Here is a 25,063-nt window from a genome sequence, read left to right as displayed (position 1 = left end):
GTCTAGTCGGCGGACCCCTCGCCCGGCACGGCTTTCGCCTTGCGCTTCATGTTGCGGCGGATCATGCCGAGATCGGCGCCGCCGATGAGGAAGGCGACCGAGAAATAGACGACCATGGCGAAGCCGATCAGAAGGCCGAGCGCCGCCAGCTGTTCGAGGAGCGGCGAGGACGGCGCGAGCCGGTCGGCGAGGAAGCCGGAGGCGTATTCCAGCGACACGGCCATGACGAGGGTCGCGACGATGAGGCGCGCCACGCGCCAGGCAAGCGCCCGCTCCAGCGGCCAGTGACCGCGCCGGACCAGCGTCACGAAGAGAAGCAGCGCCGTCAGCCAGCCGGAAACGGCCTCGGCGGTGGCGATGCCGCGCTCATGGAAAAGCGGGAAGAGCGAGACGGCCAGGATGCAGTTCACCACCACCGACAGCATGGTGATGCGCATCGGCGTCTTGGTATCCTCACGCGCGAAGAAACCGGGATTGAGCGCCTTGATCATCACGAAGCCCGGCAGGCCGAGGCCGTAGATCGCGAGCGTCCCGGCAACGATCGAGGTCGTATCGGGGCTGAAGGCGCCGCGCTCGTAGAGAACCCGCACGATCTCATCCGAAATGACCCAGAGCGCGCCCGCGGCCGGCAGGGTGAGGAAGAGCACGAACTCCATGGAGCGGTTCTGGATATTCGCCGCCTCGATCTGGTGCCCGCCCTTGAGCGCACGCGCAAGCTCCGGCAGCAGCACCACGCCGACGGCAATGCCGACGACGCCGAGCGGAAGCTGGTAGACGCGGTCGGCATATTGCAGGGCCGCAATGGCGCCGTCCTTGGTGGAGGCGATCATCTGGCCGATCAGCTGGTTGATCTGGGTGATGCCGCCCGTCACGGCCGCGGGGAAGGCCAGCCACAGCAGGCGCTTGACGTTCGGCGTCATGCGCGGCCTACGAAAGCCGATCCGGATGCCGGCATGGCGCACACCCGCGTAAAGCACCGCCATCTGCAGCAGCCCCGCCACCAGGACGCCCCAGGAGAGATACCATGCCGTATCGAGCGGCGAGGCACCCTGCCAGAGCGCGTAACCCAGCGCGCCGATCAGCACGACATTGAGGAAAACGGGCGCAACGGCGGCGGCGAAATAGTGATGCAGCGAGTTCAGCATGCCCGACAGCATGGCCGTCAGCGACATACACATGAGATAGGGAAACATGACGACGGCAAGCTTCACCGTCACGTCGAACTTCTCCGCGTCGCCCACGAAGCCCGGCGCGATGATCCAGGCGACGATGAGCGGCATCAGCAGCTCCATCGCAATGGTCAGCAGAAGCAGGACCGTGAACAGGACGCCGAAGACCTCTTCGGAGAAGCGCTTGGCGCCATCGACACCGCCTTCCTCGATCTCCTTGGCGAAGAGCGGCACGAAGGCGGCGTTGAACGCGCCCTCGGCAAAGAGACGGCGGAAGAGGTTCGGGAAGCGGAAGGCGGCATAGAAGGCGTCCGCCATCGGCCCGGTGCCGAGCGCGGCCGCCATCAACGTCTCACGGGCGAAGCCGAGCACGCGGCTGCCGAGCGTCGCACCGCCCACCGTCGCGAATTTCTTGACCAGACTCATTGTTCTGCCCTGACCTTTTTCGGCGTGGCGGGCACCGGCGCGATCATGCCTGAAGGCATGCGGTCGCGCAGTTCGTCCGCCTCATCCGCCATGACGGCCTTCAGCCGCGCGATGATATTGGCCTGCCGGTTGTCCGTCGTGATCTTCTGGCCGACCAGATCGGTGACGTAGAAGGTGTCGATGACCTTCTCGCCGAAGGTCGTGATATGCGCCGAGGCGATATCGAGCGACAGGTCGGACAGCACGGCCGTGACCTCCGACAGCAGGCCGGGCCGGTCGAGGCACTCGATCTCGATGACGGTGAACTTGTTCGACAGCGTGTTGGAGATGGTGACGGCCGGCGAGACGGTGAAGGTGCGGCTGCGCTTGCGGCTCTTGGTGCGCGTGGCGATGACTTCCGGCAGGCGCTTGCGGCCGGACAGCACGTCCTCGATCATCTTGCCGATGGTGCCGGCACGGCGCATCTCGTCGGAATCGTTGGGGAATTCGCGGTTGACGAGGATCGTGTCCAGCGCCCGCCCGTCGGATGTGGTGAAGATCTGCGCATCGACGATGTTGGCGCCGGCCGCCGCACAGGCACCGGCAATCACGGTCAGAAGCCGCGGATGGTCGGGCGATAACACCGTGATTTCGGTGATGGCATGAAACGAGTGGGTGCGCACCGTGGTCGCCAGCGTCTGGCGGGCCTTGTCGGTCTCGCGGATGAAAGCCGCATGCCGGACCTGATCCTCCAGCGAGACCGTCAGCAGATAGGGATCGTAGTTGAGGTTCGCATAGGTCTTGCGATCCTTTTGGCTCCAGTCGGCCGGCAATGCCTTGAGCAGGACCTCACGCGCCGCCTGCGCCCGCTCCTTGCGAGACAGTTCGGAGAAGCCGCCGGAAATCAGAAGCTCGGTCTCGTAGTAGAGGGTGCGCAGCAGCTGGCCCTTCCAGCCGTTCCACACGCCGGGGCCGACCGCGCGGATATCGCAGACCGTCAGCACGAGCAGCATCTTCAGGCGCTCCAGCGACTGCACCTTGTCGGCGAAGTCGACGATGGTCTTGCGATCGTTGAGGTCGCGGGTCTGCGCGACCATCGACATGGTCAGATGTTCCTCGATGAGCCAGACGACCAGTTCCGTCTGCTTCGGGGAGAGGCCGAAACGCGGGCAGAGCTTGCGGGCAACCTTCGCCCCGGCCACCGAATGATCCTCGGGGCGGCCCTTGGCGATGTCGTGCAGCAGAACCGCGACATAGAGCGCGATGCGGTCCTCGATGGCCGGCATCACTTGGTAGCTGAGCGGATGGGCCTCCTTCTCGCGGCCCTGGTCGATGCTTGCCAGCACGCCGACGGCGCGGATCAGGTGTTCGTCGACCGTATAGTGATGATACATGTTGAACTGCATCATCGCGACGATCTTGCCGAATTCCGGAATGAACCGGCCGAGCACGCCCGCCTCGTTCATGCGGCGCAGGCTGAGCGCGGGATCGCGCGGCGAGGTCAGGATGGACAGGAAGAGGCGGTTCGCCTCCTCGTCCTCGCGCAGCGCCGCATTGACGAGCTTCAGCGAGCGCGTGACCTGCTTCAGCGCATCCGGGTGGAATTCCAGCCCGTTGATATCGGCGATGTGAAAGAGCCTGATGATGTTGACCGGATCGCGCTTGAAAACATCGGTACTGGCAATGGTGATGCGGCCGCGGTCCTCGACGAAATCCAGCGTGCCGGCGATCTTGCGCGTGCGGTGGGTGAAGCGGCTGATCACCGCGGTCAGGCCCGGCGCTTCCTTGGCCTGCTGATCCTCCAGAGTCGCGCAGAAGATGCGCGTGAGGTCGCCCACGTCCTTGGCGACGAGGAAATAGTGCTTCATGAAGCGCTCGACGGCCGAAAGGCCCGGATGCGGCTGGTAGCCGAGGCATTCGGCGATTTCGCGCTGGATGTCGAAGGACAGACGCTCTTCCGCCTTGCCGGTCAGGAAGTGCATGTGGCACCGCACGGCCCAGAGGAAGTCGTCCGCCTTCTGGAAAAGCTTGTATTCCTGCCGCGAGAGCACGCCGAGCTTCACCAGTTCGGCCGGGTCGCGGATGTGATAGAAATATTTGGCGATCCAGAACAGCGTGTGCAGGTCGCGCAGCCCGCCCTTGCCTTCCTTGACGTTCGGCTCGACGAGGTAGCGCGTGTCGCCTGCCTTGCGGTGACGCTCGTCGCGCTCGGCAAGTTTGGCGGCGATGAATTCCGGGCCGGTGCCGCGCACGATCTCGCGGTCGAAGCGCACGCCCAGCTCCTCGAAAAGAGCGACCGAGCCGCAGATGAAGCGAGCCTCGAGGATCGCCGTGCGGATCGTCATGTCACCCTTGGAAAGCTGGATGCATTCCTCGAGATTGCGGGTTGCATGGCCAACCTTGAAGCCCAGATCCCACAGGATATAGAGCATGAACTCGATGGCCGGCTCGCTCCAGGCGGCAGGCTTTGCCGGCAGCAGGAAAAGCAGGTCGATATCGGAGCCCGGCGCAAGCGTGCCGCGCCCGTAACCGCCGACAGCCGTCACCGTGATGCGCGCGGCAGGCGGCGCCTGGCCGGCGCTGAAGACATGGTTGAGCGTGAAATCGTGAAGGACCGCGATCAGCTGATCCTGAAGCCAGGAGATGCGTGCGGCGCATTGCAGGCCGCTACCGTCCGCAAACAGCAGCTCGCGCGCCCGTGCCCTGCCCTCGCTATTGGCCTTCTTGAACTCGGCCAGAAGCGCGCTGCGCATGCGGTCGCGATAATCGGCATTGGCGCTGGCAATGAATTCGCATCTTGCGCGCAGTGCAGGCACGTCGAGAAGGCCGGATTCGGCCGGTGCCAGAAGCTTCTTTTCCATCGGATTCCGGCTTGCGTCCCGCTTGTCGTCCATCGCCCGTTCGGTGCGCATGCCTATAGACCCTTTCGGCACGCGAGGACAATCACCCTAGCCGTTACCGGTTGCCAAGTTCTTTCTTCAGCGCATAAAGCGCATCCAGCGCCGCACGCGGCGTCATGTCGTCCGGGTTGAGGTCCTTCACCAGTTCCTCGACCTTCGACGGGGCAAAGCTGCGCTGCACCTCCTCGCGGCGCACCGCGACCTGGAACAGCGGCAGATCGTCGATCAGCTGGCTTGCCGGGTTCTTGCGGTCCGCGTCCTCGAGCTTTGCGAGCACATCCTTGGCGCGCGCCACGACCGAGGCCGGCAGGCCGGCAAGACGCGCCACCTGAATGCCATAGGAGCGATCCGCAGCCCCCGGGCCCACCTCGTGCAGGAAGATCACGTCGCCGTCCCACTCCTTGACGCGCATTGTGGCGTTGGAAAGGCGCGCGAGCTTCTCCGACAGCACCGTCAGCTCGTGGAAATGCGTGGCGAACAGCCCTCGGCAGCGATTGGCCTCGTGCAGGTGCTCGACGGCGGCCCAGGCGATGGACAGGCCGTCGAAGGTCGCGGTGCCGCGGCCGATCTCGTCGAGAATGACGAGCGAGCGGTCCGTCGCCTGGTTGAGGATCGCCGCCGTCTCGACCATCTCGACCATGAAGGTCGACCGGCCGCGCGCAAGGTCGTCGGATGCGCCGACGCGCGAGAACAATCGGTCCACCACGCCGATATGGGCGCTTTCGGCCGGCACGTAGGACCCCATCTGCGCGAGGATGGCGATCAGCGCGTTCTGGCGCAGGAAGGTCGACTTACCGCCCATATTGGGACCGGTCAGCAGCCAGATCGCGCCGTGGCCCTTGCCGTCATGGGGCGAGAGATCGCAGGAATTGGCGACGAAGGCGGTGCCGTGCTGGCGGCGCAGCGCCTGTTCCACGACCGGATGCCGCCCGCCGACGATGGCGAACATGGTCGAGCCATCCACGACCGGCCGGCAATAGGCCTGCTCTTCCGCCAGGGCCGCCAGCCCGACGGACACATCCACCACGGCAAGCGCGCGCGCCGCCGCCTTGATCGCCTCGGCTTCCGCCACCACCGCCTCGACCATGCCGTCGAAGGCGGCAAGCTCGATGGCGAGCGCCCGGTCGGCGGCATTGGCGATCTTGGTTTCGAGCTCCGAAAGCACCGTCGTGGTGAAGCGCATGGCGCCGGCCATTGTCTGCCGGTGGATGAAACGCGCCTTGGCCGCGTCGCTGTCGGTCAGCGCCCCGGCGTTCCCGGCCGACACCTCGATGAAGTAGCCGAGCACGTTGTTGTGCTTGATCTTCAGCGACTTGACGCCCGTCTCCTCGGCATATTCCAGCTGGAGGCCGGCAATGACGCGGCGGGACTGGTCGCGCAGCGCCCGCATCTCGTCCAGCTCGGCATCGGCCGCCTCGCGGATGAAGCCGCCGTCGCGCTTCAGAAGCGGCAGCTCGTCGGCCAGCATGAAGGCCAGGCGGTGCGACAGATCGATCGGCAGCGTAGCGATCGCGTCGCGCGCGGCGGCCAGCTCGCCCTCCAGCGCCTCGGACGCCATCAGGCGGGCGATCTCGGCGGAGGTGGAAAGCCCCTGGAGGATCGCGCCCAGGTCGCGCGGACCGCCACGGCCGAGCGCGATGCGCGAAAGCGCGCGCGGCATGTCGGGCAGCTGCTTGAGGGCGCGGCGCAGGTCCTCGCAGAAGGAGGGCCGGTCGGCGAGCGTCGCAATCGAATCGAGCCGGGCGTTGATGGCCTCGGGGTCGGTCAAGGGCGACATCAGGCGTTCGGCGAGAAGACGCGCACCGCCGCTCGTGGCGGTGCGATCGATCGCCTTCAGGAGCGTGCCGCTGCGCTCGCCCGACAGGGTGCGGACCAGTTCGAGATTGGCGCGGGTGGCGGGATCGATGAAAAGCGTCGAGGCCGAGCTTTCGCGCTCCGGCCGGCCGAGCGGCGGGCGCTCGGCGATCTGGGTCTTTTCGACATAGGCGACGGCGGCGGAGGCCGCAGCCATCTCGGCGCGCGAAAACGTCCCGAAACCATCGAGGGTGGAGACGCCGAAATAGCGCGCGATTCGGCCTTCCGCCGTGGCGCTGTCGAACAGCACGGCCGGCTGCGGCACGGCCACGCGGCCGAGAACATCGAGCACTGGGCGGAAATCGGGATCGTGGAACAGGGTGTCCGGCACAATCAGCTCGCGCGGATCGATGCGCAGGATATCGGCCAGAAGCTGGCCCTGCGCGGTCTCCGACAGGCGGAAGATGCCGGTCGAGATATCGATCCAGGCGAGCGCCATGGAGGGTTCCGCCCCGCCGCGAATGCGCGCGACGGCCATCAGGTAGTTGGCGTCCGAGGGCGAGAGCAGCTTTTCCTCGGTCAGCGTGCCCGGTGTGACGAGGCGCACGACATCGCGGCGCACAACGGATTTCGAGCCGCGCTTCTTCGCCTCCGCGGGATCCTCGACCTGCTCGCAGACGGCGACGCGGAAACCGAGCGCGATGAGCCGTTGCAGATAATCATCCGCCGCATGAACCGGCACGCCGCACATGGGAATGTCGAGGCCCATATGCTGGCCGCGTTTCGTCAGCGTGATGCCGAGCGCGCGCGAAGCGTCCACGGCATCCTGGAAGAACAGCTCGTAGAAATCCCCCATGCGGTAGAACAGCATGCTGTCCGGATTGGCCGCCTTGATCTCGATAAACTGCTCCATCATCGGCGTGGCCGATGCGCGGCTTTCGTCGGAGGCGAGTTCGGCCGTCGACAGGATATCGTTCGGTCGTGCGATCTGGTCGTTCACGGAGAGTCAGTTCTTCCTAAAAAAGAGGTGTCACCCTAGCCATGTGCCGCTATAGAAAACAACACCTGCGTGGAGGTGTGGGCCTATCGCCCACAGGAGTATGAAGGGGGACAGCATGCCGGGAACCGACAAATCCGATCGCCAGAAGGCCAGCGTCACGGACATCGAAGCACTGGATTTCCACTCGTCCGGCCGTCCGGGCAAGCTGGAGATCACGCCGACCAAGCCGATGGCGACGCAGCGCGACCTGTCGCTCGCCTATTCGCCCGGCGTCGCCGTGCCCGTGAAGGCCATCGCCGAAGACCCCTCGACCGCCTACGACTACACCACGCGCGGCAACATGGTCGCCGTCATCTCGAACGGCACGGCCATTCTCGGCCTCGGCAATCTCGGCGCGCTCGCCTCCAAGCCGGTCATGGAAGGCAAGTCGGTGCTCTTCAAGCGCTTTGCCGACGTCGATTCCATCGACCTCGAGGTCGATACGGAGAATGTCGACGAGTTCATCAACTGCGTGCGCTATCTCGGCCCCTCCTTCGGCGGCATCAATCTCGAGGACATCAAGGCGCCCGACTGTTTCATCATCGAGAGCCGCCTGCGCGAGCTGATGGACATTCCAGTCTTCCACGACGACCAGCACGGCACCGCCATCATCGCCGCCGCCGGCCTCATCAACGCGCTGGCGTTGACCGGCCGCGACTTCAAGACGACGAAGCTCGTCTGCAACGGCGCGGGTGCGGCCGCCATCGCCTGTATCGAACTCATCAAGGCGATGGGCTTCGCGCCCGACAACGTCATCCTCTGCGACACCAAGGGCGTGATCTACCAGGGCCGCGAAGAGGGCATGAACCAGTGGAAATCCGCCCATGCGGTCAAGACCGACCGCCGCTCGCTGGCCGAGGCGATGGCCGGCGCCGACGTGGTGTTCGGCCTCTCGGCCAAGGGGGCGTTTTCCGAAGAGATGATCCGCTCCATGGCCCCGCGCCCGATCATCTTCGCCATGGCCAATCCCGACCCGGAAATCACGCCTGAGGAAGTCGCGCGCATCCGCGACGACGCGATCGTGGCGACGGGGCGCTCGGATTATCCGAACCAGGTCAACAATGTTCTGGGCTTCCCCTACATCTTCCGCGGCGCACTCGACGTGCGGGCCTCGACGATCAACGATGCGATGAAGATCGCCGCCGCCGAGGCGCTCGCCAACCTCGCGAAGGAAGACGTGCCCGATGACGTGGCCGCCGCCTATCAGGGCGTGCGTCCGCGTTTCGGGGCACAATACATCATTCCCGTGCCCTTCGATCCGCGCCTTATCTCCGCCATTCCCGTCGCCGTGGCCAAGGCCGCGATGGAAACCGGCGTCGCACGCAAGGACATTCCCGACCTCGACGCCTATGCGCGTGACCTGAAGGCGCGGCGCGACCCGATCGCCTCGACGCTGCAGCAGATCTACGCCCGCGTGCGCCGCCAGCCGAAACGTGTCGTCTTCGCCGAGGGCGAGGAAGAGCAGATGATGCGCGCCGCCGTGTCCTATGCCAACCAGCAACTCGGCACTGCCATCCTCGTCGGCCGCGACGACCGGATGCGGGAAATCGCCGAGCGCGCCGGCATCGACCTCGACCGGCCCGGCATCCAGCTGCTCAATGCCCGCATCTCGACGCGCAACGATGCCTATATCGACTATCTCTATGCCCGCATCCAGCGGAAGGGTTTCCTCTACCGCGATGCACAGCGCATGATCCACAACGACCGCAACCATTTCGCGGCCTGCATGGTGGCGCTTGGCGATGCAGATGCGATGGTGACGGGCCTGACCCGCAACTATTCGACAGCGCTGGAAGACGTGCGCCGCTGCATCGACCCAAAGCCCGGCCACCGCGTCATCGGCGCCTCGCTGGCGCTTTGCCGCGGCCGCGCCGTGCTGGTGGCCGATACGGCCGTGCACGACATGCCCTCATCCGAGGAACTGGCCGATATCGCAGAAGAGGCTGCCGGCCTTGCCCGCCGCCTCGGCTACGAGCCGCGCGTGGCGATGCTCGCCTACTCCACCTTCGGCCATCCGTCGGGCGAACGCTCCGAGCGGGTGCGCGAGGCGGTGAAGATCCTCGACCGCCGGCGCGTCGATTTCGAATATGACGGTGAAATGGCGGCCGATGTCGCGCTCAATCCGCGCATTATGGAGCAGTATCCGTTCTGCCGTCTCTCAGGCCCCGGCAACGTGCTGGTAATGCCGGCGTTCCACTCGGCATCGATCTCGACCAAGATGCTGCAGGAACTCGGCGGCTCGACCGTCATCGGCCCGCTTCTGGTCGGCCTCGACAAGTCGGTGCAGATCGTCTCGATGGGTGCGAAGGATTCGGACATCGTCAACATGGCGACGCTGGCCGCGTATAATTCGGGCGGTTAAGGCAGTAGGCAGCAGGCAGCAGGCAGCAGGGGAAGAAAACACCCCTGCGGCCTGTGTTGCCTACTGTCTCATTCTCAGCTCGCGAAACGCCCGGCGTCTGCGCCATAATAGTTGAGATAGCGGCCCGAAATCTGGCCGATCGGTAGAACGATCAGCACGTCCGTCGTGTTGAAGGCATGGTCCACGACCGCGCCGCTGCCGATCGTCGCACCCAGTCTCAGGTAGCCCTTCACAAGCGGCGGCATGGCCACCAGCGCCTTGCGCGCATCGATGCCTTCCGCCGGCATCAGATCCATGACGCGGAAAAGCTCCGGCCGGGCCGAAACGCTCCAGTCGTCCTTGGCCTGCACATTGTGGTGCAGGAAGGAGAGCGCCAGCGCGTGCTCTTCCGGCACCGTGCCGTGGAAGGAGGCGCAGCCGAACATCACGTCCACGCCATGCTTCAGCGAATAGGCCCAGGCACCCTGCCAGAGCAGCTCGACCGTGCGCTTGGTGCGATAGGCCGGCAGCACGCAGGAGCGGCCGAGCTCCATGAAACGCTTGTCGGGATGGCGGGCAATCAGCGCATCGACATCGAATTCTGACTGCGAATAGAAGCCGCCGGAAACCGCCGCCACATCCTGCCGAAGCAGGCGATAGGTGCCGACGATCTGTTCCTCGGCGTCACCCTCGATCGAAGTATCGAGCACGAGCAGGTGATCGCACACCATATCCCAGGCGTCGATATCGCGCTTGCGGCGCACGGCATCGGGCGAAAGCTGGGCGCTCATCTCTTCGACGAAGACCCGGTAGCGCACGGCCTGCGCGGCATCGATCTCGGAGACGGAGCGCGCCAGACGGGTTTCGAGATTGCCGATGCGGCCCAGCACGTCAGACGCCGGCCGTTCCGTTGCCGGGGCGGGCTTCTGAGCGATCTCCGCGGGAGCGATGGTCTGGGCGAGGTCGAGCGTCATGGAAGTCTACCCGTTAACAAGCTTCGCGACTTTAATCACGATTCTGCAACAGGATAATGACGTAAAGCTGGCTTGGATAGGGCAAAGCCGCCGGCGTCGCCCGTCAGGCCCGCGCCCGCCGCGCGATCCGGGCGATTTCTCCCAGAAGACGCGCGGGATCGGCGGGCTTGGCCAGTACCGCATCGGCGCCGATGGCAAGGAGTTCCTCAGCGAGGCCCGTGCGGTTGTCCGCCGTCAGCACCATCACGGGAAGGCGGGCATTGCCGTAATCGCAGCGCACGATCCGCGCGATCATCTCCTGCGCCTCTCCACCCGGCATGCCGAGATCGGTGACGATCAGGTCAGGCGCAAACGGCCCCGCATCCGTCGCCCCGCCGAGCGCGGAGACAAGAGCCGGATAATCCGGCACGTGGCGCACCGTATGGCCGGCGCGCTCCAGGACAGAACGCACCAGCATGGCGTTGACCGGATCGTCCTCTGCCAGAAGGATGCGGATGCCGGAAAATGCCGCCGGACGCGGATCGGGCGCCACCGGCGGCGGGTCCTTCAGGATCGGGCGGTTGTCGTTGATGGCATCGCGCACCTCGATGCCCTTCATCCGCCCGCGCAGCACCTCGACGAGCGAACGCTCACGCAACGGCCGAATCAGCCAGGAATCATAGCCTTCGGCCTTGCCGATGGCGCGGCTGCCGCGATCCTCGGGGTTGACGAGATAAATCCGGCGCGCCGCACTCTCGCGGAAATAGGCCATGTCGACCAGCTCGCGGCGGAACGCCCCGGCCAGGCGGTTGTCCACGATGATATCGGTGAGGCTCTCGCCTCGCTCGGCCAGGCGGCGCGCGACATCTTTGGCTTCCTCGACGGACGTGGCGAGGTGACAGGCACCGCCGAGCGCGCCGATGGTGTGCACCAGCGCCGCCGATGCCGGGCCTGCCGGCGCCAACAGAAAGACGAGGCTGCCATGCAGCACGCTCTTGCGCGCGCCGCGGGAGGGGCGCGACCGCGCCTCGACCGGCATGCGGATGGTGAAGATGCTTCCGCGGCCGGGTGTGCTTTCGAGTGTCAGGGCGCCGCCGGCCTCGGAAAGGATGCGTGCGGAAATCGCAAGCCCCAGCCCGGTGCCGCCGCTGCGTTGGGCAGCGCTGCCCGTCTGTTCGAACTCCTCGAAGATGCGGGCCTGCTCGTCCGGCCGCATGCCGGGGCCCGTATCCGTCACCCGGATAAGGATGGCATCGCCGTCGAGCGCCGTTTCCAGCAGGACACCGCCCCTATGGGTGAATTTCACGGCATTGCCGACGACATTGTAGAGCACCTGCCGCAGGCGCGAAGCGTCATATAGAAGCAGGCCCGGCACATCCGCGGAGACGAACGAGCCGATCTCGATGCCCTTTTCATGGGCGCGCGGCGACAGCATCTCCACGACGCTTTCCAGCATCGGACGCACCGGCTCTTCGGAGGGCCGCAGCTGGAAGCGCCCGGCCTCGATGCTGGAGAAGTCGAGCAGATCGTCGACGAGCTGCACCAGCGCGTGCCCGGACTGGCGCATGCCGGCGAGGTAATTCTTCTGCTCGGCCGTGAGCCGGGTCTGTCCCAGCAGATGTGACATGCCGAGGATACCTGAAAGCGGCGTGCGGATTTCGTGGCTGACGGTGGCGAGCAGGCGTGACTTGGCGTCACTTGCCGCCTCCGCGCGCTGGCGGGCTTTCTCGCGCTCGACTTCGGCGCGGCGCTCCTCCGTCACGTCGCGGGCGATGGACTGCACCACCAGTTCGCCGGACGCGGGATCGCGCACCGTGACATCGTGCCAGGAATAGATGCGCATGCCCGCCGGGCCCTGCATGTCGACATCGTAGCGATGCGCGCTTGCCTGCGAGCGGAAGGAAAGGCCGAGCGCTTCCAGTTTGCGGCCTTCGACATCGGCGACGCCCGTCAGTTCGCCCAAAATGGCATTGGCCCGCAGGATACGGCCATCAAGTGTGCGGGTGACGATGATATCGCCCAACACGTCATGGATCGCCGAGAGGATTTCAGAAGTCTCGCTGCGCTCCCAGCCGCGATCGTGCACCGTCTCGATGCCGGCGGCCGGTTGGCGGGATAGGAAAAGGAAGACAGCACCGGCGATGCCCGCAAGGCCGAGCCCGGCGGCTGCGACATAGAAGCCCGATGCGATCCCGGTGATCAGAACCAGCGCGGCGCAAAGCAGGCCGATGGCGGCAATGACGTTTCGGATCGTCGCATAGTTATCCGACGCGGGTGCCGGGGTGGCGGATGCTACGTCTTCGAGCGTCGCCTCTCCATCCAGTCGGCCACGAGCCGACCGGGACGGTGCCTCGGCAAATTCGGCCTGAAGCCGGCTCTGTAGCTTTACGGGTTCGCTCATGGGATCCGCTTATCACGCGGACCGTTCAAATCGGCTTCAGCAAGTCGCTAAAAGTTTAGCGATCCTTGCGGCGCAGCAGGAGCAGCTCGTCGAGGATCACCAGGCCCGCGCCGATGGTGATGAAACTGTCGGCGAGATTGAACACCGCAAAGGACCACGTCTCCGTGTAGAAGAGGATATAGTCGATCACGTAGCCGAAAAGCGCCCGGTCGATGAGATTGCCGAACGCACCCGCGATGATGAAGGCGTAACCGGCATGGGCAAACCCGCGCTCCTTCGGAGTCTGCCGCCACAGCCAGGCGACGAAGGCCACGACGAAGAGGCGCAGCGTTACGATCAGCCAGCCCTCCAGACCCGACAGCATCGAGAAGGCGACGCCGTAATTGTAGGTGCGGTAGAGGGCCAGCATCGGCATGACATGCACCGCCTCCTGGAAGGGAAGCCACATCTCGACGGCGAATTTCACCGCCTGATCGAGCAGCAGCGCCAGCAGGATGACGATGATGACCGGTACCGGCCGGGACATGAGGGGAATGCGATTGGTCATGCGCGGTCGTCCAGCGTCAGCAGATGGCGGCGCGCCTCGAAGAGCATAACGCCGGTGGCGATGGCAAGGTTGAGCGAATCCGCAAGACCCGCCTGCGGAATGCGGGCAAGCGCATCCGCCTCGCTCGCCAGCGTATCCGGCAGACCGGACTGCTCGTTGCCCATCAGGAGCACGACGGGCTTCGTCTTGTAGTCGATGGTGCGATAATCGACGGCGCCGGCAAGATGGGTCGCGACGACGCTCACGCCCGCGCCCTTCTTCCAGGCGAGAAAGTCCGCAACGCTGGTCCTGACCAGCGGCACGGCAAAGACCGAGCCCATCGTGGCGCGCACGGTTTCCATCGAGAACGGATCGGTGCTTTCACCCACGAGGATGACGCCGCTCGCGCCCGCCGCATCGGCCGTGCGGATGATCGTGCCGAGATTGCCGGGGTCGCGCACGCGGTCGAGCGCGACATAGGTCTCGCCGTTCCCGGGCTTGAGGTCGCGCAGGTTCGTCCAGCGCTGGGTGAAGATGCCGACGACCATCTGCGGATTGTCGCGCCGCGTGATCGAGGCGAGCACCTTCTCGCTCACCTCCAGCACCAGCCCGCCGCGCGCCACCGTCTTCGTCGCGCATTGCACGACCTGCGGCTTGTCCTTGACGTTCTTGGCATAGACCAGCGTGCGGATCTCGAAGCCGAGCTCCAGCGCGTCGATGACGAGCTTGAGGCCTTCGGCCATGAAGCTTTTCGTCTCGTCGCGGTGCTTCTTGTCGGACAGCGCCTTGATGTCCTTGACGATCGGGTTGGCGAGGCTCGTGACCTCCTTGACCTGCCCGACGCGGCGCGTTCCCTTGTGATCGTGGCTCATGGGCTGATCCATCGGCTGAAGAGGGAGGTGGAGAGCGCGCGGCCGGCTTGCTTGCCGTCCGTACCGCTCTCGCGAATGACGAGTTCGCCCGATTCCACCGTACCGCCGGCGCCGCGCATCGTCTCGCGCATCAGCTCATGGATTGAATAGAAGCTCGCGCGGATCGAATAGGCCGTCAGCACGAGGCCGATGGCCTTCGGCGACAGGATTTCGCGGCAGACATCGAGCATCAGCGGCAGATGGTCGAAGAGATGCCAGACCTCGCCATTGGGGCCGCGGCCGAATTTCGGCGGGTCGGTGAGGATGATGTCGTATTTGCTGCCGCGGCGTTCCTCGCGCTGGATGAACTTCATCGCGTCTTCACAGATCCAGCGGATCGGCAGCTTGTCCATGCGGCCGAGCGCCTGGTTCTCGCGCGCCCAGCCGATCGCCTTCTTGGAGGCATCGACATGGGTGACTTCGGCCCCGGCAGCGGCGGCCACCAGCGACGCGACGCCGGTATAGCCGAAAAGGTTCAGCACCTTGACCGGGCGGCCGGCCGTCTCGACCTTCTCCTTCATCCAGCTCCAGTGGGCAAGCTGTTCGGGGAAGACGCCGACGTGACGGAAGGCGGTGAATCGGCCATGGAAATCGACACCGAGGAGCTGCATCGGCCAGGTTTCGCCGAGAGCCTCCTTGGGGAACTTCCAGCGCCCCATGCCGTCCTCGTCCGTATCGCCGGTGAAGAGGGAGTCCGCCTTTTCCCAGAGGCCATCAGGCAGGCTTCGCTGCCAGAGCGCCTGGGCTTCCGGACGCACGATGCGATAGGGACCGTACTGCTCCAGCTTCTCGCCGGCGCCGCTGTCGATGAGGCGATACTGATCCGAACCCGCCGTTTCGAGAATGACCGGTACGCGCTCGGCAGGCTTTGCCCCGTCACGACGCATCAGCGGGCGCGCGGGCGCATCCGGCGCCGGGCGCGGCTCCTTCTTCGCGGCGGGCTTCGCAGCGATTGTCTTTACGGCGGGGGCCTTCTGCGTCTGCGCCCGCGCAGGTCCGTGCGGCTTGGCGGATGCGGCAGGGCCGCTTTTCGGCCGGCGGTGTCTGTCCTTCACGATGGATCGTCCGTCGTCGGTTGGAAACTGGCCGGCAACGCCGGAAAACAAGCGGCTCCCATACCATCCCTCCCCCACTTGGCAAAGCGCTTTCCGATGACGATAACTTGAGACCACACAAGGGAGAATCGAAGATGGACCTGACCGGTGAGGAACGCATAGCCGCCCCGCGCGATGCCGTGTGGGCCGCTCTCAACGATCCCGACACGCTGAAGGCCTGCATTCCCGGCTGTCAGGAGATCATCCGGCGCTCGCCGACGGAGCTCGACCTGACCGTGAAGTTCAAGATCGGCGTCGTTTCGGCCACCTTCAGCGGCGAAGTCACCCTTTCGAACCTCAACCCACCCGAGAGCTATACGATTGCAGGCGAAGGCAAAGGCAACATTGCCGGCCTCGCCAGGGGCAGCGCAGATGTGCGGTTGATCGAAGATGGGGCCGGAACGATTCTCGCCTATGACATCCACACCAAGGTCGGCGGAAAGCTCGCGCAGTTCGGCTCGCGCCTCATCGGTTCCTCGGCCAGAAAGCTGGCGATGCGCTTCTTTGCCGATCTCGAGGCGCGGCTGAACGGCAGGGCGGTTTAGATCACTTTCCCGGTGACGGCAAAACGGCCTGCGAGGCGATCGCTTCCGCACGGGTGCGGTGCTTTTCGGCCTCGCTGTGCCACTTCACCGCCTCGTTGGCCTCGATGCGTGCACGCTTGCGGTACTTGCCCTGCGTGAACCAGGTGATCAGGGCACCCAGCACAAGGCCGAGGATCGTTGCGAGAAACAGGTAGACGAAGAAGGGCGCGGTGACGGACAGCACGCTGTCTTCCGGCCGGAAGGGATTGAGCGCCAGGGTCACGGGCTGGCGATTGGCGACCGACAGCACGATCAGCAGGATGCCGATCGGGATCAGCACGAGGACGTTGACAACTCTCTTGACCATGACGTCACCTTTCCGGCGCGAGGCGCGGCTAGCACCCAGCTTCCATTCTGCGGCATCGCGTAACCCCGCGAAACCTTTAGCGAATCGCCTCAATCGTCCTGGTCGGCCTGACCGGGATTGAGGCGCTCACGCAGTTCCTTGCCGGTCTTGAAGAACGGAACCCACTTCTCTTCGACGAAGACCGCATCGCCGGTGCGCGGGTTGCGACCGGATCGCGAGGGGCGGTTCTTGACCGAAAAGGCCCCGAAGCCGCGCAACTCGACCCGGTTACCGGCGGCAAGCGCATCGGTGATCTCGTCGAGCACGGCATTGACGATGTTCTCGACGTCGCGATGGTAGAGGTGTGGATTGCGAGCGGCGACAATCTGAACCAGTTCGGACTTGATCACTGTATCCCCCTCAAAAACTCTTGTTTTTCAATCATGGTCAACCTGCCAAACGGAGACAAGACCGTCAAGAAACAACTTCTGGCCACCCAGTTTTTCGATTGTCGGCTGCAGGTCGAGCGGCATGCCGAGAAGCGAACGGACGAAATCGAGCGCGCCCGACCCGAGGAACGGGAAGCCCGTTCGGCTGGCCGGCGCATAGTCGATAACGGGAAGATCGGCCGAGACCTTGCGCTCTGTGAGATAGGCGCGGATCGCCTCCGGCCCGCCCAGCGTATCCACCAGCTTGGCGGCAAGCGCCTGCCGGCCGGTGAAGATGCTGCCATCGGCAAGGCGCAGGACCTCGGCACGCGGCAGCTTGCGCCGCTCTGCGACCAGATCGACGAACCAGTCATAGCTGTCCATCACCATGGCGCGGATCATGGTCTTTGCCTCTTCGCTGGCCGGATGGAACGGTGACGGCTCGGCCTTCAGCGGCGCCGACTTGATCTCCTCCAGGGAGACACCAATCTTGTTCATGAGATCCTTCAACTGCGGATACTGGAAGATAACGCCGATGGAGCCGGTGATCGAGCTTTCGCCGGCGATGATCGTATCGCCAGCGGTCGCGATCATATAGCCGGCGGAGGCGGCAAGCGTGCGCACATCCGAGACGACCGGCTTCTTTTCCGCCACCTTGCGCAACGCCTTGAAGATGACTTCGCCGCCATAGGTCGTGCCACCCGGCGAGGAAATCGTCACCACCAGGGCTTTCGCGCGGTCGTTGCTTGCGATGCGATCGAGGCGCTCCAGCAGGTCCTTGTCGTCCTGGATGATACCGGAAATCTCGACGCGCGCGATATGGTCGCCTGCTCCGGCGCCCGGCCAGCGCCAGGCGACCGTCGCGAGGATGGCGGCAAGCGCGATCAGGATGGCGACGACACGCCAGAAGGTGAGTTTGCGACGCAGCTGCCGGCGATCGGCGATGGCGGAGTGATCCATTCCCTGTCCTCATTCCCTATGGAAGCCAACCCGCAGGTGACTTGCCGAAGGCCCTATCGATATGGCATTGGCCGTGCAAATGGCAATTCGTCGCCGAACTTTCTTGGCATCCATTGTTTGTTCAGGAATAATCGCCATATGGGAGCCGTTACCAAGGCGACCCGATTTGCCGATACTCGAATTCAAGCAGGCAGGATGCTGAACAGCGCGGCAGACACACCGACGGGTGCGCAAAGCACAGGCAATTCCGTGGAGGCGTACCGCCTCGCGACACGGCATTCCTCGCGCGTGCGCATGCTGAAGATCGCCCTGCCTGTCGCCGCTCTCCTCATCGGCGCCGTTTTCGCCGTCGTTTCCATCGTGCGCACCTATCTGCCTTCCGATCTCCAGGTGGAGAGTGCGTCTATCGAAGACGGCAAGATCGTGATGCGCAATCCGGCTATCGCCGGCCGCAACAAGGACGGCATAAGCTATTCCATGAAGGCCGAACGCGCGCTGCAGGACATGAAGCAGCCCGACGTCATCGAGCTTCACGACATCCTCGCGAAAATGCCGATGAACGAATCCACGGTCGCCGAGGTCGTCGCCCAGAACGGCATCTACGACCGCGGCCGCAACATGCTCGACATGGTCGCGCCCTTCACCATCCATCTCAATACAGGCCTCGATGCAGCCTTCCAGTCCGCCCAGCTCGATATCAACGGCGGCACGATGTCGACGGACAAGCCCGTCTCGATCAAATCCAGCGGCGCATCCATTGTTGCGCAGTCGCTGCGAATGACGGATAAAGGCAAGGTCGTCGTCTTCGAGGGCAAGGTCGTCGTCAATGTCGACCCGGCCGCCATCCGCAACAAAGAACAGTAAGAAGCCCCATGTTCGCCACCCTCTCCGCCCCTGTCCGGGCCACCAGCCTTTTGGTTCTTGTCGCGGGCTTCGCGTTTGCCGCCGCCCCCGTGGTCGCCCAGCAGACGAGCAAGATGACGGGCATGCAGCTCTCCAACGACGAGCCTATCCAGATCCAGAGCGATAAGCTCGAGATCCGCGACCAGGAACGCAAGGCCGAGTTCACCGGCAATGTGAAGGTCGTACAGGGCACCACCACGATGCAGGCCGGCCGGATGGTGGTCTATTACAAGTCGGGCGAAGGCTCGGTTGCCAGTGGCAATGCCGACATCGAGAAGATCGACGTCTTCGACAAGGTCTATCTCAAGTCTGACAAGCAGGAAGCGACCGGCGACACCGGCACCTTCAACATGGTCAACGAGACCATGCAGCTGAAGGGCAAGAAGGTCGTTCTGTCCGAAGGCGAAAACGTCTTCGTCGGCTGCCAGCTCAACGTTGCCATGCGCACCGGCGAGGCCACCCTCGATGCCTGCGGCGGCCGCGTCATGATCCAGCTGGATCCCAAGTCCCGCAAGCAAACGAACTGATATAGCGTTTTACCCAGTGGCCTCTTCCCTGCTCTCCCGTCTGACGCGCGCTCCGAAAAAAGCTGCGCAGGATCACGCTCCGCACGCAGCGGATCTGGCACGCTATGAGGGCACCCTCATCGCGCGCGGGCTGACCAAGACCTATCGCGACAGGCGCGTCGTCAACGGCGTGTCGCTCGTGGTTCGACGGGGCGAGGCGGTCGGGCTTTTGGGGCCGAACGGCGCGGGCAAGACCACCTGTTTCTACATGATCACCGGGCTGGTGCCAGTCGACGAAGGGTCGATCGAGATCAACGGCCACGAGGTGACCACCATGCCGATGTACCGCCGCGCGCGGCTCGGCGTCGGCTACCTGCCGCAGGAAGCGTCGATCTTCCGCGGCCTGACGGTGGAAGAAAACATCCGCGCCGTTCTGGAAGTGCACGACAAGGACAAGGCGCGGCGTGAGGCGAAGCTCGACAGCCTGCTCGCGGAATTCTCGATTTCCCATCTGCGCAAGTCGCCGGCCGTGGCGCTTTCGGGCGGCGAGCGCCGTCGTCTGGAAATCGCCCGCGCGCTTGCCACCGATCCGACCTTCATGCTGCTCGACGAGCCCTTTGCCGGTGTCGACCCCATTTCGGTCTCCGACATCCAGGCGCTCGTGCGCCATCTCACGTCACGCGGTATCGGTGTTCTCATCACCGACCACAATGTGCGCGAGACGCTTGGCCTGATCGACCGGGCCTATATCATCCATGCCGGCGAAGTGCTGACCCACGGCCGGGCGAACGACATCGTCAACAATCCGGATGTCCGCCGTCTCTATCTCGGCGATAACTTCAGTCTCTGAGGCCGAAACGGCGATGTTCACCAAGTTCGCCGCTGCGACTTGACCAAACCCCCTAAAAAAGCAATTTTTGGGCCAGTTGGATTTTGCCACGTCCACCGTGGCGGACGAGAACTGTTTTTCCGGGGAGTAACGCGTCCGAATGGCACTCGCAGCCAGCCTTTTCCTGCGCCAAAGCCAGTCGCTGGTCATGACACCGCAGCTGATGCAGTCGATTCAGCTGCTGCAGATGACGCATTTCGAACTGAACCAGTTCATCGAGCAGGAAGTCGAGAAGAATCCGCTGCTCGAAATCGCACCGGCCGACGATGGCGGTGGCGGCGCAGGTGACCATATTCTCGTCAATGACGACCGCGGCCCTGCCGAAAGCATGGGCAATGAGGATGTCGGTGAGCCGGATCTCTACGACAACGCAACGATGGGCAGCGCGGGCGATGCGTCCGAAACCTTCGACGGCGGCCTCGACAACGTGTTTCCGGACGATGCCGGACCGCGGACCGCGGATGCGCCGGAGCTGATCGGTCAATGGAAGTCGATGCCCGGCAGCGAGGCGGGCGAAGGCTATGACCTCGATGACTTCGTGGCCGCGCGCAAGACACTGCGGGACGTTCTGAACGAACAAATCCCCTTCACGCTGTCTAGCCCCATCGATCGGCTGATCGCACAGCATCTTGTCGACCAGCTCGATGATGCTGGGTATCTGCAGGGCAATATCGCCGAAACCGCGCTGAAGCTCGCCAAGCCGGTAGCCGAAGTGGAGCGCGTGCTCTCCAGCCTGCAGCAGCTGGAGCCGCACGGCGTGTTTGCCCGCTCGCTCAGCGAATGCCTCGCTCTCCAGCTGAAGGCGCTCGACCGGTTCGACCCGGCCATGGCCGCACTCGTTGGCAATCTGGAGCTGCTCGCGCGGCGCGACTTCGCCACGCTCAAGAAGCTATGCGGCGTGGGCGAGGAAGACCTCCTCGACATGCTGGCTGAAATCCGCAAGCTCGATCCCAAGCCCGGCACGCGCTACGAGACGGGCGCCTCGGAGGCCGTGGTGCCCGACATCATCGTGCGCGCGGCGCCTGACGGCTCCTGGCACATCGAACTCAACGCCGACACGCTGCCACGCGTGCTCGTTAACCGGGACTATTACGCCAACGTCTCCAGCCGCACGCGTCGCGACAGCGAAGATCACGGCTTCCTGAACGAATGCCTCCAGACGGCCAACTGGCTGACCCGCAGCCTCGACCAGCGTGCCCGCACCATCATGAAGGTGGCCACCGAGATCGTGCGCCAGCAGGACGCCTTTCTCATGCATGGTGTCGATCATCTGCGCCCGCTGAACCTCAAGACGGTCGCCGATGCGATCAAGATGCACGAATCGACGGTGAGCCGCGTCACCTCCAACAAATATATGCTGACGCCGCGCGGCCTCTTCGAGCTGAAATATTTTTTCACCGTCTCGATCGGCTCGGCCGAGGGCGGCGATTCCCATTCCGCCGAAAGCGTACGCCACCGCATTCGCGCCATGATCACACAGGAGGACCCCGCCGCGGTGCTGTCCGACGACGATATTGTCGATGCCCTGCGCAAGGGTGGTGTGGATCTCGCGCGCCGCACGGTCGCCAAGTACCGCGAGGCGATGAACATCCCGTCTTCCGTGCAGCGGCGCCGGGAAAAGCGGGCCTTGGCCAAGGCGGCGGCCTCGTAAAACAGGCCTGCACAAACCGCCTTGCGACGGCCGGAAGTTAACGATCGCTGAATCCGCCGATTGACTTCACTGGCCAGACGGGCTAATGCGCGCCCCAATTCCAATGGGAAGACAGGCCGGAATTCCAGATATATCCCCGTTTTCCTTTATCAGGCGATGCCCACGACATCACATGCGTGAAAAGCTTGGAACGTGGATGAGGTTGGAATAGACTGTTGCACGCAAATCACGAAAGAGAGGAAACCTCCATGAGTGTGCGTGTATCCGGTAAACATATGGAAATCGGCGACAGCTTCCGTCAGCGAATTGAAGAGCAGATGGGAGACGCCGTAACCAAGTATTTCGACGGAGGATATTCGAGCCAGGTCACCGTAGAAAAAGCGGGATCGCGGTACAGCGCGGACTGCAAGATCCACCTCGATACGGGGATGGCCTTGCAGGCAAATGGCGAAGCAAACGATCCTCTGGCCGCCTTCCAGTCGGCCTCGGAACGGATCGAGAAGCGCCTGCGCCGGTACAAGCGCAAGCTCAAGGCACACCATAATGGCAACGGTCACGATGCCTTTGCAGAAGTAGCCTACACGGTGATGGATTCGGTCCCCGACGAAGACGACGAGCTTCCCGAGGACTACGCACCGACCATCGTTGCGGAAAGCACGAAGAAACTCAGGACGATGTCTGTCGCAAGTGCCGTCATGGCGCTCGACATGACGGACGATCCGGTTCTTCTCTTCCGCAGCGCCGGCTCGGAGCAGCTCAATATCGTCTACCGACGCAACGACGGAAATATTGGCTGGATCGACGCAGCCAATATCAAAGGCTGAGTGAGGGGAACGTGGTGCCGGTCACCGGCACCACGCTCTTCAACCCCTTCACGCAGCGCACGAGGACAAAAGCATGGCATTGGCAGGTCTACTGCAGCAGAGTGCGATTATTCCGGCGATGAAGGCCAACTCCAAGAAGCAGCTGCTTCAGGAGCTGGCGGCAAAAGCGGCCAAGATCACCGGGATTCCGGAACGCGAGATCTTCGACGTCATCCTTCAGCGTGAACGGCTCGGTTCGACCGGCGTGGGCAATGGCATCGCCATCCCGCACGGCAAATTGAGGGCGCTTACCCAGATCATCGGTCTCTTTGCGAGGCTCGAGACCCCCGTGGACTTCGAGGCGCTCGACGACCAGCCGGTCGACCTCGTCTTCCTGCTTCTGGCGCCGGAAGGTGCCGGGGCAGATCACCTCAAGGCCCTGTCGCGCATCGCGCGCGTGCTGCGCGATCCCGCGATGGTCGCCAAGTTGCGTGCGTCCGACAACGAAAGCGCCATTTATGCCTGCCTCAGCGAGGAACAGGCGTCCGCGGCCTGAGGCCGCTCATCTCTGCATGAAAAAACCGGCGGCCTCGCGGCCGCCGGTTTTTGTTTGTCCTGCCGAACCTATCGGACGATCAGGCGTCCGCGGCATTCGCCTCGCCGGACGGCGCCTTCGGGCCGCCCTTGGACACGCCGACCATGGCCGGACGCAACACGCGCTCGCCAATCGTGAAGCCGGCCTGCACGACCTGAACGACCGTATTGTTGGCGACATCGGGGTTGGGCACTTCGAACATTGCCTGGTGGAAGTTCGGGTCGAACTTCTCGCCCATCGGATCGAGCTTGCGCACGCCGTGGCGCTCGAGGGCGCCGAGCATGGAACGCTCGGTCATTTCCACGCCCTCGGCCAGTGCCTTCAGGCTCGCATCGCTCTCCAGCGCATCGGCCGGGATGGCATCGAGCGCACGGCGCAGATTGTCGGAGACCGCCAGCATGTCGCGGGCGAAACCGGCGACGGAATAGGACTTGGCATCCTTCACATCGCGTTCGGTGCGACGGCGCAGATTGTCCATCTCGGCGGCGAGCCGCAGGTATTTGTCACGAAGATCGGCATTTTCTGCGCGCAGAACGTCCAGCGGATCGGGCGTGGCGACGGCCTCCTCCTCGATGATCGCGTCCTCTGCGGCTGCATCCGCGGCGAGATTGCTGTCCACCGCTTCGTCAGGTCCGTGTTTCTTGCTCTCGTCGGTCATGACGTACTCCGAATTGCAACTGTTGGGGTTTGGGCCCGATATCGAGGTTTAGACCCGAAAAATCAAGGGCTGAAGGGGTGAATAGCGGCTCTCAGCGCGAAAGCCGCGACATCAGTTGGGCCGTATAGTCCACCATGGGCACAATACGGGAATAATTCAGCCGTGTCGGACCGATAACGCCCACGGCGCCGACGATCTTGTCGTCGCCGTCGCGATAGGGCGCAACGATCAGCGAGGAGCCGGAAAGCGAGAACAGCTTGTTCTCCGAGCCGATGAAGATGCGGACCCCCGGGCCGGTCTCAGCGAGGTTCAGCAACTCGATCAGGCTGTCCTTGCGCTCAAGGTCGTCGAACAGCAGGCGCAGGCGATCGATATCATCAGCTCCGGCCAGCCCTTCCAGAAGATTGGCCCGGCCGCGCACGATGAGCCGCGTCGCCTTGCTTTCCTCGAAGTCGCCCGACCAGACGGCGAGGCCGCGCTCCACGAGATCCTGCGACAACCGGTCGAGCTCGCGGCTGATCTCGCCGCGCAGCCGCTCGAGCTGCGAGCGCGCTTCCAGCAGCGTGTTGCCAGCCAGATGCGCGTTGAGGAAATTGGCGGCCTCGGTGAGCTGCGAACTGGTGACACCCGCCGGCAGTTCGATAATGCGGTTTTCCACCTGGTCGTGATCGCCGACAAGCACGACCAGCGCCTTGGTCGGTTCCAGGCGGATGAACTCGACATGCTTGAGGACGGCGTCGTTCTTCGTGGTGATGACAAGGCCCGCACCGCGCGACATGCCTGACAGCGCCTGGCTCGCCTCGCTCATCATGGTCTCGACCGCGCCGTGCTTCTGGCCATGCGGGCGTACATGCCGCTCGATGGAGGCGCGGTCCTCCGCCGAGATGTTGCCGACCTGCATAAAGGCATCGACGAAAAAGCGAAGACCAAGCTGCGTGGGCAGCCGTCCGGCGCTGATATGGGGGGAATAGATGAGACCGAGCTCTTCCAGATCGCTCATCACATTGCGCACGGAGGCCGGCGAGAGCGACATGGGCAGGATGCGGGAAAGATTTCGCGACCCCAGCGGCTCGCCGCTTTCCAGATAGCTTTCCACGATGCGGCGGAAGACTTCCCCTGAACGCTCGTCCAGTGCCGCCTGAACGTCAGGACCCGGAGATCTCAAAACCATCGTCTGTCTGCAACCCTGTTACTCCACCGGAATATAGTGATTTCCAAGGGCAGCGCAAAACGGATTTTCCAACCAGTTGCCGCACCGGCATTCCCT

20 protein-coding genes and 1 pseudogene are annotated in these 25,063 nt (G+C 64.1%); 8 read left to right on the top strand and 13 right to left on the bottom strand.

The window, feature by feature from the left end:
• Positions 1-2: 2 nt before the first annotated feature.
• The 3 genes from murJ to mutS form a co-directional block, all read right to left on the bottom strand.
• The gene (murJ, locus tag MKI86_RS08355) at positions 3-1,595 is read right to left on the bottom strand and encodes a murein biosynthesis integral membrane protein MurJ (RefSeq protein ID WP_241599763.1); all 1,593 of its coding nucleotides are present in this window, start codon (positions 1,593-1,595) and stop codon (positions 3-5) included.
• Positions 1,592-4,435 (bottom strand): [protein-PII] uridylyltransferase, encoded by a 2,844-nt coding sequence (locus MKI86_RS08350; protein WP_241600690.1) that lies wholly within the window; start codon positions 4,433-4,435, stop codon positions 1,592-1,594. The genes murJ and MKI86_RS08350 overlap by 4 nt, the downstream gene beginning before the upstream one ends.
• A 94-nt stretch (positions 4,436-4,529) precedes the next feature.
• Positions 4,530-7,268: a DNA mismatch repair protein MutS gene (mutS, locus tag MKI86_RS08345; RefSeq protein WP_241599762.1), complete on the bottom strand. Its 2,739-nt coding sequence runs from the start codon at positions 7,266-7,268 to the stop codon at positions 4,530-4,532.
• A gap of 115 nt (positions 7,269-7,383) precedes the next feature.
• Here mutS and MKI86_RS08340 point away from each other — a divergent pair, with 115 nt between their 5' ends.
• Positions 7,384-9,669, top strand: coding sequence for an NADP-dependent malic enzyme (locus MKI86_RS08340; protein WP_241599760.1), 2,286 nt, complete (start codon positions 7,384-7,386; stop codon positions 9,667-9,669).
• Between the two features lie 74 nt (positions 9,670-9,743).
• On the opposite strand, the gene olsB is transcribed toward MKI86_RS08340, so the two are convergent.
• The 5 genes from olsB to MKI86_RS08315 all read right to left on the bottom strand — a co-directional run bounded on the left by olsB (position 9,744) and on the right by MKI86_RS08315 (position 15,494).
• Entirely contained in the window at positions 9,744-10,622 is an 879-nt protein-coding gene (olsB, locus tag MKI86_RS08335) for a l-ornithine N(alpha)-acyltransferase (protein ID WP_241599757.1), read from the bottom strand.
• A 103-nt stretch (positions 10,623-10,725) separates the two neighbouring features.
• Positions 10,726-13,002 carry a hybrid sensor histidine kinase/response regulator gene (locus tag MKI86_RS08330; RefSeq protein ID WP_241599756.1) on the bottom strand — a complete coding sequence of 759 codons (2,277 nt, stop codon included), beginning with the start codon at positions 13,000-13,002 and terminating at the stop codon, positions 10,726-10,728.
• 55 nt (positions 13,003-13,057) lie between these two features.
• Entirely contained in the window at positions 13,058-13,549 is a 492-nt protein-coding gene (lspA, locus tag MKI86_RS08325) for a signal peptidase II (RefSeq protein ID WP_241599753.1), read from the bottom strand.
• Complete coding sequence (locus MKI86_RS08320) at positions 13,546-14,400, bottom strand: TrmH family RNA methyltransferase (protein WP_241599751.1); 855 nt, start codon at positions 14,398-14,400, stop codon at positions 13,546-13,548. Before MKI86_RS08320 ends, lspA begins: the two co-directional genes overlap by 4 nt.
• Positions 14,397-15,494: a class I SAM-dependent methyltransferase gene (locus MKI86_RS08315; RefSeq protein WP_306424447.1), complete on the bottom strand. Its 1,098-nt coding sequence runs from the start codon at positions 15,492-15,494 to the stop codon at positions 14,397-14,399. Before MKI86_RS08315 ends, MKI86_RS08320 begins: the two co-directional genes overlap by 4 nt.
• A 134-nt stretch (positions 15,495-15,628) precedes the next feature.
• Here MKI86_RS08315 and MKI86_RS08310 point away from each other — a divergent pair, with 134 nt between their 5' ends.
• Positions 15,629-16,078, top strand: coding sequence for an SRPBCC family protein (locus MKI86_RS08310; protein ID WP_241599749.1), 450 nt, complete (start codon positions 15,629-15,631; stop codon positions 16,076-16,078).
• 1 nt (position 16,079) lies between these two features.
• Here the strand turns inward: MKI86_RS08310 and MKI86_RS08305 are convergent, their stop codons facing one another.
• The 3 genes and pseudogenes from MKI86_RS08305 to sppA form a co-directional block, all read right to left on the bottom strand.
• Positions 16,080-16,424, bottom strand: coding sequence for a DUF1049 domain-containing protein (locus tag MKI86_RS08305; protein ID WP_241599747.1), 345 nt, complete (start codon positions 16,422-16,424; stop codon positions 16,080-16,082).
• Positions 16,425-16,513: 89 nt separating this feature from the next.
• Positions 16,514-16,822 (bottom strand): annotated as a pseudogene (locus MKI86_RS08300) (integration host factor subunit beta); the annotation flags it as partial.
• An 18-nt stretch (positions 16,823-16,840) separates the two neighbouring features.
• Positions 16,841-17,791 carry a signal peptide peptidase SppA gene (sppA, locus tag MKI86_RS08295; RefSeq protein WP_241599745.1) on the bottom strand — a complete coding sequence of 317 codons (951 nt, stop codon included), beginning with the start codon at positions 17,789-17,791 and terminating at the stop codon, positions 16,841-16,843.
• Positions 17,792-17,986: 195 nt separating this feature from the next.
• On the opposite strand from sppA, the gene lptC reads away from it, so the two are divergent.
• The 6 genes from lptC (at position 17,987) to ptsN (ending at position 23,099) form a co-directional block, all read left to right on the top strand.
• Positions 17,987-18,655, top strand: a complete 669-nt coding sequence (gene lptC, locus MKI86_RS08290; protein ID WP_241599743.1) for an LPS export ABC transporter periplasmic protein LptC — start codon at positions 17,987-17,989, stop codon at positions 18,653-18,655.
• A gap of 8 nt (positions 18,656-18,663) precedes the next feature.
• Entirely contained in the window at positions 18,664-19,221 is a 558-nt protein-coding gene (locus MKI86_RS08285) for an LptA/OstA family protein (protein ID WP_241599741.1), read from the top strand.
• 40 nt (positions 19,222-19,261) lie between these two features.
• Positions 19,262-20,050, top strand: a complete 789-nt coding sequence (gene lptB, locus MKI86_RS08280) for an LPS export ABC transporter ATP-binding protein (protein ID WP_241600686.1) — start codon at positions 19,262-19,264, stop codon at positions 20,048-20,050.
• 139 nt (positions 20,051-20,189) lie between these two features.
• Positions 20,190-21,740: an RNA polymerase factor sigma-54 gene (gene rpoN / locus MKI86_RS08275; protein WP_241599739.1), complete on the top strand. Its 1,551-nt coding sequence runs from the start codon at positions 20,190-20,192 to the stop codon at positions 21,738-21,740.
• Positions 21,741-21,988: 248 nt separating this feature from the next.
• Positions 21,989-22,564 carry a ribosome hibernation-promoting factor, HPF/YfiA family gene (hpf, locus tag MKI86_RS08270; protein WP_241600683.1) on the top strand — a complete coding sequence of 192 codons (576 nt, stop codon included), beginning with the start codon at positions 21,989-21,991 and terminating at the stop codon, positions 22,562-22,564.
• A 73-nt stretch (positions 22,565-22,637) separates the two neighbouring features.
• On the top strand, positions 22,638-23,099 hold the full coding sequence (ptsN, locus tag MKI86_RS08265) for a PTS IIA-like nitrogen regulatory protein PtsN (protein WP_241599737.1): 462 nt from the start codon (positions 22,638-22,640) through the stop codon (positions 23,097-23,099).
• A 79-nt stretch (positions 23,100-23,178) separates the two neighbouring features.
• Here ptsN and grpE read toward each other — a convergent pair whose 3' ends face one another.
• Positions 23,179-23,796, bottom strand: coding sequence for a nucleotide exchange factor GrpE (gene grpE / locus MKI86_RS08260; protein WP_241599735.1), 618 nt, complete (start codon positions 23,794-23,796; stop codon positions 23,179-23,181).
• A 91-nt stretch (positions 23,797-23,887) separates the two neighbouring features.
• Positions 23,888-24,967 carry a heat-inducible transcriptional repressor HrcA gene (gene hrcA / locus MKI86_RS08255; protein ID WP_241599734.1) on the bottom strand — a complete coding sequence of 360 codons (1,080 nt, stop codon included), beginning with the start codon at positions 24,965-24,967 and terminating at the stop codon, positions 23,888-23,890.
• Positions 24,968-25,063 lie beyond the last annotated feature (96 nt).

The sequence above is a fragment of the Shinella sedimenti genome, assembly GCF_022601905.1.
In the GTDB taxonomy this organism is placed as follows: domain Bacteria; phylum Pseudomonadota; class Alphaproteobacteria; order Rhizobiales; family Rhizobiaceae; genus Shinella; species Shinella sedimenti.
Note: the sequence above shows the minus strand (reverse complement) of the source record. Positions and strands in the feature narration are given on the sequence as shown.

What these genes read in the sequence shown, in the direction of transcription:
- murJ (WP_241599763.1), bottom strand. Translation starts at nt 1,595, where the DNA reads ATGAGTCTGGTCAAGAAATTCGCGACGGTGGGCGGTGCGACGCTCGGC.
- MKI86_RS08350 (WP_241600690.1), bottom strand. Translation starts at nt 4,435, where the DNA reads ATGGAAAAGAAGCTTCTGGCACCGGCCGAATCCGGCCTTCTCGACGTG.
- MKI86_RS08340 (WP_241599760.1), top strand. Translation starts at nt 7,384, where the DNA reads ATGCCGGGAACCGACAAATCCGATCGCCAGAAGGCCAGCGTCACGGAC.
- olsB (WP_241599757.1), bottom strand. Translation starts at nt 10,622, where the DNA reads ATGACGCTCGACCTCGCCCAGACCATCGCTCCCGCGGAGATCGCTCAG.
- MKI86_RS08330 (WP_241599756.1), bottom strand. Translation starts at nt 13,002, where the DNA reads ATGAGCGAACCCGTAAAGCTACAGAGCCGGCTTCAGGCCGAATTTGCC.
- lspA (WP_241599753.1), bottom strand. Translation starts at nt 13,549, where the DNA reads ATGACCAATCGCATTCCCCTCATGTCCCGGCCGGTACCGGTCATCATC.
- MKI86_RS08320 (WP_241599751.1), bottom strand. Translation starts at nt 14,400, where the DNA reads ATGAGCCACGATCACAAGGGAACGCGCCGCGTCGGGCAGGTCAAGGAG.
- MKI86_RS08310 (WP_241599749.1), top strand. Translation starts at nt 15,629, where the DNA reads ATGGACCTGACCGGTGAGGAACGCATAGCCGCCCCGCGCGATGCCGTG.
- MKI86_RS08305 (WP_241599747.1), bottom strand. Translation starts at nt 16,424, where the DNA reads ATGGTCAAGAGAGTTGTCAACGTCCTCGTGCTGATCCCGATCGGCATC.
- sppA (WP_241599745.1), bottom strand. Translation starts at nt 17,791, where the DNA reads ATGGATCACTCCGCCATCGCCGATCGCCGGCAGCTGCGTCGCAAACTC.
- lptC (WP_241599743.1), top strand. Translation starts at nt 17,987, where the DNA reads ATGCTGAACAGCGCGGCAGACACACCGACGGGTGCGCAAAGCACAGGC.
- MKI86_RS08285 (WP_241599741.1), top strand. Translation starts at nt 18,664, where the DNA reads ATGTTCGCCACCCTCTCCGCCCCTGTCCGGGCCACCAGCCTTTTGGTT.
- rpoN (WP_241599739.1), top strand. Translation starts at nt 20,190, where the DNA reads ATGGCACTCGCAGCCAGCCTTTTCCTGCGCCAAAGCCAGTCGCTGGTC.
- hpf (WP_241600683.1), top strand. Translation starts at nt 21,989, where the DNA reads ATGAGTGTGCGTGTATCCGGTAAACATATGGAAATCGGCGACAGCTTC.
- ptsN (WP_241599737.1), top strand. Translation starts at nt 22,638, where the DNA reads ATGGCATTGGCAGGTCTACTGCAGCAGAGTGCGATTATTCCGGCGATG.
- grpE (WP_241599735.1), bottom strand. Translation starts at nt 23,796, where the DNA reads ATGACCGACGAGAGCAAGAAACACGGACCTGACGAAGCGGTGGACAGC.
- hrcA (WP_241599734.1), bottom strand. Translation starts at nt 24,967, where the DNA reads ATGGTTTTGAGATCTCCGGGTCCTGACGTTCAGGCGGCACTGGACGAG.